Origin of the sequence: Streptococcus infantis, from assembly GCF_047465035.1 — a bacterium.
GTDB lineage: Bacteria > Bacillota > Bacilli > Lactobacillales > Streptococcaceae > Streptococcus > Streptococcus infantis_T.
Map to the genome: position 1 here is coordinate 1 of NZ_JASHAQ010000058.1, position 574 is coordinate 574.

The 574-nt window shown below is 39.7% G+C and carries 1 protein-coding gene; it reads left to right on the top strand.

All coding sequences use genetic code 11. The annotated features are described in order from the left end of the window. Positions 1-67: 67 nt before the first annotated feature. Positions 68-574: IS110 family transposase (locus QM406_RS10075; protein ID WP_414274129.1), on the top strand; the 507-nt coding region annotated here is incomplete at its 3' end.

Here is a 574-nt window from a genome sequence, read left to right on the forward strand (position 1 = left end):
TAGACGTCGCGTATTGAAAATAAAATCACTAAAACACGGAATTATTCAAGACAAAAGAGGTAATATCATGCGTACAGTATTTGGGATTGATGTGAGTAAGGCAAGTTCTGAGGTGGCAATTTTAGTCAACGGTGAAAAGATTCATGGATACACTATGCTCAATGACGCCATTGGCTTCAATCGTCTTTTGAATGACTTGAAAACTGTTCATAACCCTGAGATTATATTTGAAGCTACTGGTGTCTATTCTCGGCGTCTTCGAGCCTTTCTTGAGGAACACGGCTACGCTTATACACAGCTGAATCCTCTGGAAGCTAAGAAGCAACTGGACAGTCTGCGAGTTCGTAAAACAGACAAAATTGACGCTGAAAAGTTGGCTCATTCTCAGTTTATACTCAATCGTAAACCAACTTATGCGCAGGAAGAAGTTTATCAACACCTGCGTGATTTAAGCCGTTTCTATCAAAATCTTACAGAAGACATTGTTAGAGCTAAAAACCGTCTACACAAGGTCTTACAAGTCACCTTTCCTGAATTGGAAAATCTCTTATCCACACCAACTGGAGAGCAATAT